The organism is Pseudomonas sp. NPDC090203 (assembly GCF_044746765.1).
Classification (GTDB): domain Bacteria; phylum Pseudomonadota; class Gammaproteobacteria; order Pseudomonadales; family Pseudomonadaceae; genus Aquipseudomonas; species Aquipseudomonas putida_AD.
Genome location: NZ_JBIVCV010000005.1, coordinates 421292 through 427885 on the forward strand (window position 1 = coordinate 421292; position 6594 = coordinate 427885).

7 protein-coding genes are annotated in these 6594 nt (G+C 63.6%); all 7 read left to right on the forward strand.

Annotation, left to right across the window (positions count from 1 at the left end):
* The first annotated feature begins 166 nt into the window (after positions 1–166).
* Positions 167–931, forward strand: coding sequence for a trans-aconitate 2-methyltransferase (gene tam, locus ACIPO9_RS11870; RefSeq protein ID WP_400781044.1), 765 nt, complete (start codon positions 167–169; stop codon positions 929–931).
* 13 nt (positions 932–944) lie between these two features.
* A complete protein-coding gene (locus ACIPO9_RS11875) occupies positions 945–1448 on the forward strand; it encodes a cupin domain-containing protein (protein ID WP_400781045.1) in 504 nt (167 codons plus the stop codon).
* Positions 1445–2347: a LysR family transcriptional regulator gene (locus ACIPO9_RS11880; RefSeq protein ID WP_400781047.1), complete on the forward strand. Its 903-nt coding sequence runs from the start codon at positions 1445–1447 to the stop codon at positions 2345–2347. Before ACIPO9_RS11875 ends, ACIPO9_RS11880 begins: the two co-directional genes overlap by 4 nt.
* 123 nt (positions 2348–2470) lie before the next feature.
* The gene (locus ACIPO9_RS11885) at positions 2471–3460 is read left to right on the forward strand and encodes a hydroxyacid dehydrogenase (RefSeq protein ID WP_400781050.1); all 990 of its coding nucleotides are present in this window, start codon (positions 2471–2473) and stop codon (positions 3458–3460) included.
* Positions 3461–3473: 13 nt separating this feature from the next.
* Entirely contained in the window at positions 3474–4172 is a 699-nt protein-coding gene (locus tag ACIPO9_RS11890) for an RraA family protein (protein WP_400781052.1), read from the forward strand.
* An 80-nt stretch (positions 4173–4252) separates the two neighbouring features.
* Positions 4253–5539, forward strand: a complete 1287-nt coding sequence (locus tag ACIPO9_RS11895) for a CitMHS family transporter (RefSeq protein ID WP_400781055.1) — start codon at positions 4253–4255, stop codon at positions 5537–5539.
* Between the two features lie 9 nt (positions 5540–5548).
* Positions 5549–6250 carry a TerC family protein gene (locus ACIPO9_RS11900; RefSeq protein ID WP_274130794.1) on the forward strand — a complete coding sequence of 234 codons (702 nt, stop codon included), beginning with the start codon at positions 5549–5551 and terminating at the stop codon, positions 6248–6250.
* Positions 6251–6594: the final 344 nt, after the last annotated feature.

Sequence of the window (6594 nt, forward strand, 5' to 3'; positions counted from 1 at the left end):
GGTGTAATCTAATATGATGACTTTCATCATGCAAGTCACTATTTGAAATGAAGTGACGGGCGGTGCGAACGAGAAACGAGGACGATGCTGCGGCTCTTCATTTGTACTTGGGCCGCTCACGCCTTACCCTCACCGGCAATCCTCCTCGATAAAAAGGACAAGCCCGATGAGTTGGTCTGCCAGGCAGTATTCGATGTTCGAACAGCAGCGCACCCGCCCGGTGCGCGATCTGGTCGCTGCGATCCCCACGCAAGTCGTCAAACACGCAATCGATCTGGGCTGCGGCCCGGGCAACTCCACCGAGGTGTTGGCCGCACGTTTCCCCGATGCGCGAATCACCGGGCTCGACAGCTCGGACGACATGCTCGCCGACGCCCGCCAGCGCCTGCCGGATCTCTCCTTCGAGCTGGCCGACATCGGCACCTGGAACCCGGCGCAGACCTATGACGTGATCCTCGCCAACGCCTCGCTGCAGTGGCTGCCTGATCACGCCGAGCTGTATCCGCGCCTGGCCGCACGCCTGAACCAAGGCGGCACGCTGGCCGTGCAGACCCCTGACAACCTTGAGGAGCCGGCTCATCGCCTGGCTCGGGAAGTGGCCGCCAACGGTCCCTGGGCGAGCAAGACCGGTTCGGTGAAACACCCGGATCGTCACCCGGCTGCCTACTATTACGAGTTGCTCGTGCCCCATTGCGCCGAGGTCGATGTGTGGCGCACCACCTATCACCACCCCTTGGCGGGCGGGCATCAGGCGGTGGTCGAGTGGTTCAAGGGCTCGGCGTTGCGGCCTTATTTGCAACGTCTGGAGGAGGGCGAGCAGGCGGCGTTCCTTGCGGCATACCTGAAGGCGATCAGCCAGGCGTACCCTGCGTTGCCGGACGGTACGGTGCTGCTGCCATTCCCGCGTCTCTTCATCGTCGCCACGCGCTGAATCCGGAGCCGCCATGACCGACACCAACACTTCACTGGCCGCGTTGCTGATCCGCAATTTCAACGAGGTCCCGCTTGAGGCCGAGCGGCGCGACCCGTTGTACGAAACCTTGGCTGCACGCTTGGGCGCCGGCACTGCTGCGCAGAAACTCGGCGCGTCGATCGACATCGTCGCCCCCGGCAAACGCTCCTGCCCCTATCACTTTCACTACGCTCAGGAGGAGATGTTCATCGTCATCGAGGGGCACGGCAGCTTGCGTGTCGCCGGGCAGATGCTGCCGATCAAGGCCGGCGATGTGATGTTCATTCCGCCGGGCCCCGAGTACCCGCACCAGATCATCAACACCTCCGACGCGCCGCTCAAATACCTGTCCATCAGCACCCGGGAAGCGCCGGAAGTGTGCGAGTACCCGGATTCGGGCAAATACCTGGCCGCCGCGTCGGTCAATGATGAGCGGGTGTTCCGGGTGGTGCAGCGCAAGGAAGGCACGCTGGATTACTGGGATGGCGAGCCGTGAGTATCAATCTGCAGATTCGTGACCTGGCGTATTTCGCCAGGGTCGCGGAGCTTGGGCATCTGGGGCGCGCCTCCGAAGCGCTGCATATCTCGCAGTCGGCGCTGTCCAAGTGTGTCGACCGGCTGGAGGCGGCCTACGGCGCAGAATTGTTCGAGCGGGAAGGGCGCGGCATTCGCCTGACCGACGCCGGGCAGCTGTTGCGCGAGCGTGCGGTGGAGATCGAGCGCATGCTCGATGAAACCCAGCGCCAGACGATGTCCCTCGGCAAAGGCCTGGCGGGCACCATTCGAGTCGGCGCCGCAGCGACCATGGCCGACTCGACCATGCCGCGGGCCTGTCGCGTGTTGCAGGAACAGGCGCCGGCAGTGGTCATGGAATTGCAGATCGGCATGAACGACGTGCTCCATGACGCGCTGCGCAAAGGCCAACTGGACATCGTCATCGGCCCCCTGGGGACACGCGACGATGACCTGCTGGAGCTGCCCATCGGCTTCGATGAAGTGGTGGTCGCCGCCAGCACCCGGCATCCGCTTGCCAGCGGGCCGATGTCCATCGAGCAACTGTGCGGCTACCGCTGGGTGTTGTCGGCGCGCTCGGTGGCCACCCGGCAATGGCTGGACGCAGTGTTCGCTGCCCATGGCCTGCCTGCGCCACAGGTGGCGATTGCCACGAGTTCGATTGCCGCCGTGCCCAACCTGATCGTCGAAACCGGCCTTCTGACCTTTATCTCCCGGCAAAGCCTGAAGGCCGGCAGGTTGGATAACGGGTTGGTGGAACTGCCCAATCCTGCCACCACCATGTCTCGCCGGTTTGGCGTGGTGCATCGCGCCGGAGCCTTTCTTTCCCCTGCCACGCGACGCTTCATCGAGATCCTGCGGGAAGAAAACAGCGACGGCTGAATCTTTCCTCCCAGGAATCAATGCTTGAATTTTCACCAATAGATAGCAACGGTTGTGGCAGTGATACTCACGGCATGCCCGACACACGGGCGAAAAAAACAATAAGCCGGAGATATCACGCTTATGCCACATACCATTCTGGTCACTGCGCCCAAACTGGCGCAGGCCGGCCTCGACCTGCTCAATGCCCACGGCTGTCGCGTGCTGTTCGTGCCTGCCGGGCAGGGCGCCGCCGACATTGAACAACTGATGCTCAACGAACCGGTGGACGCGGTGATTTCCCGCACCCTGGACCTCACCGAGCGCGCCATCGTCGGTTGCCCGACCCTCAAGGTGATTTCCAAGCATGGCGTGGGCGTCAGCAACATTGCCGTCGATGCGGCGACGGCCCGCGGCATCCCGGTGTACGTGACGCCGGGTGCCAACGCGCAGTCGGTGACCGAAATGACCCTGGCGCTGATGTTCGCCGCCGCACGGCGGGTCAACTGGATGGACCGCGAGTTGCGCGACGGTCGCTGGTCCCGGGCGCAGGACGGCCTGCAACTGAGTGGCCGCACACTGGGCCTGGTGGGGCTCGGCCAGGTGGCTCGCCGGGTGGCCCGTGCATGCCAGGCAATCGGCATGTCGGTGGTGGTGTATGACCCGCTGCTGCCTGACAGCGCCGAGCTCGACGGCGCCGAGCGGGTGACCTCGTTGCAGGAACTGCTGCCCCTGAGCCAGGTACTCAGCCTGCACGTGCCGCTGACCGCACAAACTCGGGGTTTCATCGGCGCGCCGCAGTTGGCGCTGCTGCCCAGGGACGCGCTGCTCATCAACACCGCCCGTGGCGAGGTGATCGACGAACCCGCGCTGATCGCAGCCTTGAGTGAACGCCGCTTGTACGCTGCCGGCCTAGACACCATGGCCGTCGAACCGCTGCCTGCGGACAGCCCCTTGCTGACCCTGGATAACGTGGTGCTCACCCCCCATGTCGGCGGTTCGACCCCGGCGGCACTGGCCGCAATGGCGCAGGGCGCGGCGCAGAACGTCCTCTGTTACCTCAACGGCACGCCTGTCGCACCCTCGGCTTGCATCAATCCTGCCGTGTTGAATGCCAACACCGTCAATCACTGATCCGGAGCGCCTTATGTCTTCCACTTCTCAACAACAATGGCCGGCCGGTTATCGCATCAACCCTCGGGTCGAGAGCCTGAGCGCCGAGCTGATCGAGGCCTTTCGCGCCATTCCGGTGGCCGTCGCCGGTGACTGCATGGGCCGCTGCATCGGCGCCCGTGGGCTGAACGTCTATCACGGCGACCTGTCGCTGAAACTCTGCGGCCCGGCGTTCACGCTGCGGGTTCGTCCCGGCGACAACCTGATGGTGCACAAGGCGCTGATGATGGTGCAGCCAGGCGACGTGCTGGTGATCGACGGTGGCGGTGACGTCAGCCAGGCGGTCATTGGCGGACTGGTGCGCACCACGGCGCTGCGGGTCAAGCTGGGTGGCATCGTCATCGACGGCGCCGTGCGCGATCTGGAAGAGCTTGCCGAGGGCGTGATTCCTGTGTTCGCCGCAGGGCACACCCACCGCGGCCCGAGCAAGGATGGCCCGGGTGAGATCAACGTGCCGATTGCCTGCGCCGGTCTGTGCGTGCTGCCGGGCGACCTGGTGCTGGGTGACGCGGACGGGGTGATTTCGATCCCGGCCCAGGATGCCGCCGCCCTGTTGCCCAAGACCCTTGCGCACCTGGATCGCGAAGCGGCCATCCGCGAGACCAATCGCCTGGGCACTGCCAACCCCGAGCGTTTCGATTCCCTGTTGCGGGAGAAAGGCTTGCCGGTCTGATTCGACCCGACGCTGCGGGCGCCTGACCTTGCCGGTCAGGCGTCATCGACCTGTACAACTATAAGAAACAGGAAACGACCATGCTGATGATCCTCAGCTCCCTGATGTTGCTGTCTTTCATTTATTTCTTGATGAGCAAGCGCCTGTCGGCGTTGACTGCTCTGATCCTGATTCCCACGGTATTCGCGCTCATTGGCGGCTTTCACGCTGAGCTTGGCAAGTATGTGATCGATGGCCTGAAGATGGTCGCGCCCAACGGCGTGCTGATGATCTTCGCCATGCTGTACTTCCTGACCATGACCGAGGCCGGGATGTTCGACCCGCTGGTGGCGCGGATCGTCGGCGCGGTGAAGGGCGATCCGGTGAAGATTTTCATCGGCACCGTGTTGCTGGCGTTCGTGGTCGCGCTGGATGGCGACGGGGCGACTATCTATATGATCGTGCTGTCGGCGTTCCTGCCCATCTACAAGCGCCTGGGTTTGTCGCTGCCCATGGTCTGCTGCCTGTTGTTGCAGGTTTCGGGGCTGGGCAACATGGTGCCCTGGGGCGGCCCGACGGCGCGCGCCGCCACCGCGATGCATGTGGATGTGGGAGAGATGTTCGTGCCGATGCTGCCTGCGATGCTGGCGTGCGTGGCCTGGACCTTCGTGCTGGCCTGGCTGTTTGGCCGCCGCGAGCGTGCGCGGCTGGGCGGCGCCATCGACGTCAATGGCGACTTCTCGGAGCTGGGGGATCATCGCGGGGGCGGCTGGCGCTTCTACTTCAACTGGGCGTTGACTGGCCTGTTGATCCTCGGTTTGTGTCTTGAGCTGTTTCCGCTCAGCTACCTGTTCATGATCGCCGCGTGCCTGGCGCTGGTGGTGAATTTCCCGGGCCTCAAGGAGCAGCAGGAACAACTGGCCCTGCATGCGCCGCCGATTCTGGCCGTGTCGAGCCTGATCTTTGCGGCGGGTGTGTTCACGGGCGTGCTCAGCGGAACCGGCATGGCCAATGCCCTGGCGACGGGCTTGCTCAGGGTCATTCCTGACAGTTTCGGACCGTTCATGGCATTGATTACCGCTCTGTTGAGCATCCCGGTCACCTGGTTAGTCTCCAATGATGTGTTTTATTTCGGTATCCTTCCGATCCTTGCCGAAACTGCCCAGCATCATGGGATCACCGCCATTGAAATGGCCCGTGCTTCGTTGGTCGGGCAGCCGGTACACATTCTCAGCCCGTTGGTGGCGTCGACCTACCTGGTGGTGAGCATGCTCAAGCTCGACTATGCCGAGAATCAGCGCTTCACCCTCAAATGGTCGGTCATCAACAGCCTGATCCTGCTGTTGGTGTCCCTAGCCACCGGCATTTTTCCATTGTTCGTTCGATAAGGTTTGTACATGTCCTGGTTCACCGACCCCGCCATCTGGACCGCACTGGCCCAGATCATCGCCATCGACCTGCTGCTGGGCGGTGACAACGCCGTGGTCATCGCCATGGCCTGCCGCAAGCTGCCGCGCAACCTGCAGGGCAAGGCCATTTATGGCGGCATGCTCGGGGCCATCGTGTTGCGGGTGGTGATGCTGTTCTTCGCCATGCAGTTGCTTGCGTTGCCGTACCTGAAGCTGGTGGGCGCGGTGCTGCTGTTGTGGGTCGGGATCAAGCTGGTGGCCCATCAGGACGATGGCGATGAAGAAATCGACGGCGGCACGCGGCTGTGGACGGCGATCAAGACCATCATCGTCGCTGACGTGGTGATGTCCCTGGACAACGTGCTGGCCGTGGCGGCGGCGGGGGACGGCAATATCTACCTGGTGGCGGCGGGGGTGCTTATCAGCATTCCGGTGATCGTGCTGGGCAGCCGTCTGGTGCTGGCGGCGATGGAGCGTTTTCCGATTGTCGTGCAACTGGGTGGAGCGCTGATCGGCTGGATCGCCGGTGGCATGGTCCCGGGTGATCGTGCGCTGGATGCCTGGCTCGTCGATGCCGGCTGGGTGCACTACCTGGCAAGTGCCATCGGTGCCGCGCTGGTGCTGGCAGTCGGAGCCTGGATGCGCCACCGCAGCGCGGCCCAGGCCGAACCACAGAAGATCAATCCGTAAACCCACGCAGTCCCGTAGCAGTCCGGCTTACCGGCGACGGCGATCTTGAAGCCGCCCCCGCCGGCAAGCCGTGCTGCTACGGGGTTTTTGTCTGAGCCTCAATCCCAAGCCCGCCCCGATTCCGTAGCAGCCGGGCTTGCCCGCGGGTCGATCTTGAGGCCGCCCCCGCCGGCAAGCCGGACTGCTACGGGGTTTTTGTCTGAGCCTCAATCCCAAGCCCGCCCCGATCCCTGTGGGAGATTCTATGGCTGAGGGCAAAGTTTTTTAGCCCTCTTTCCTGCCTGGTATGCGTCCTTGTTCTGCATCAGGGAAAATGCGACGCGGGCGAGCTTGCGAGCCAGAAT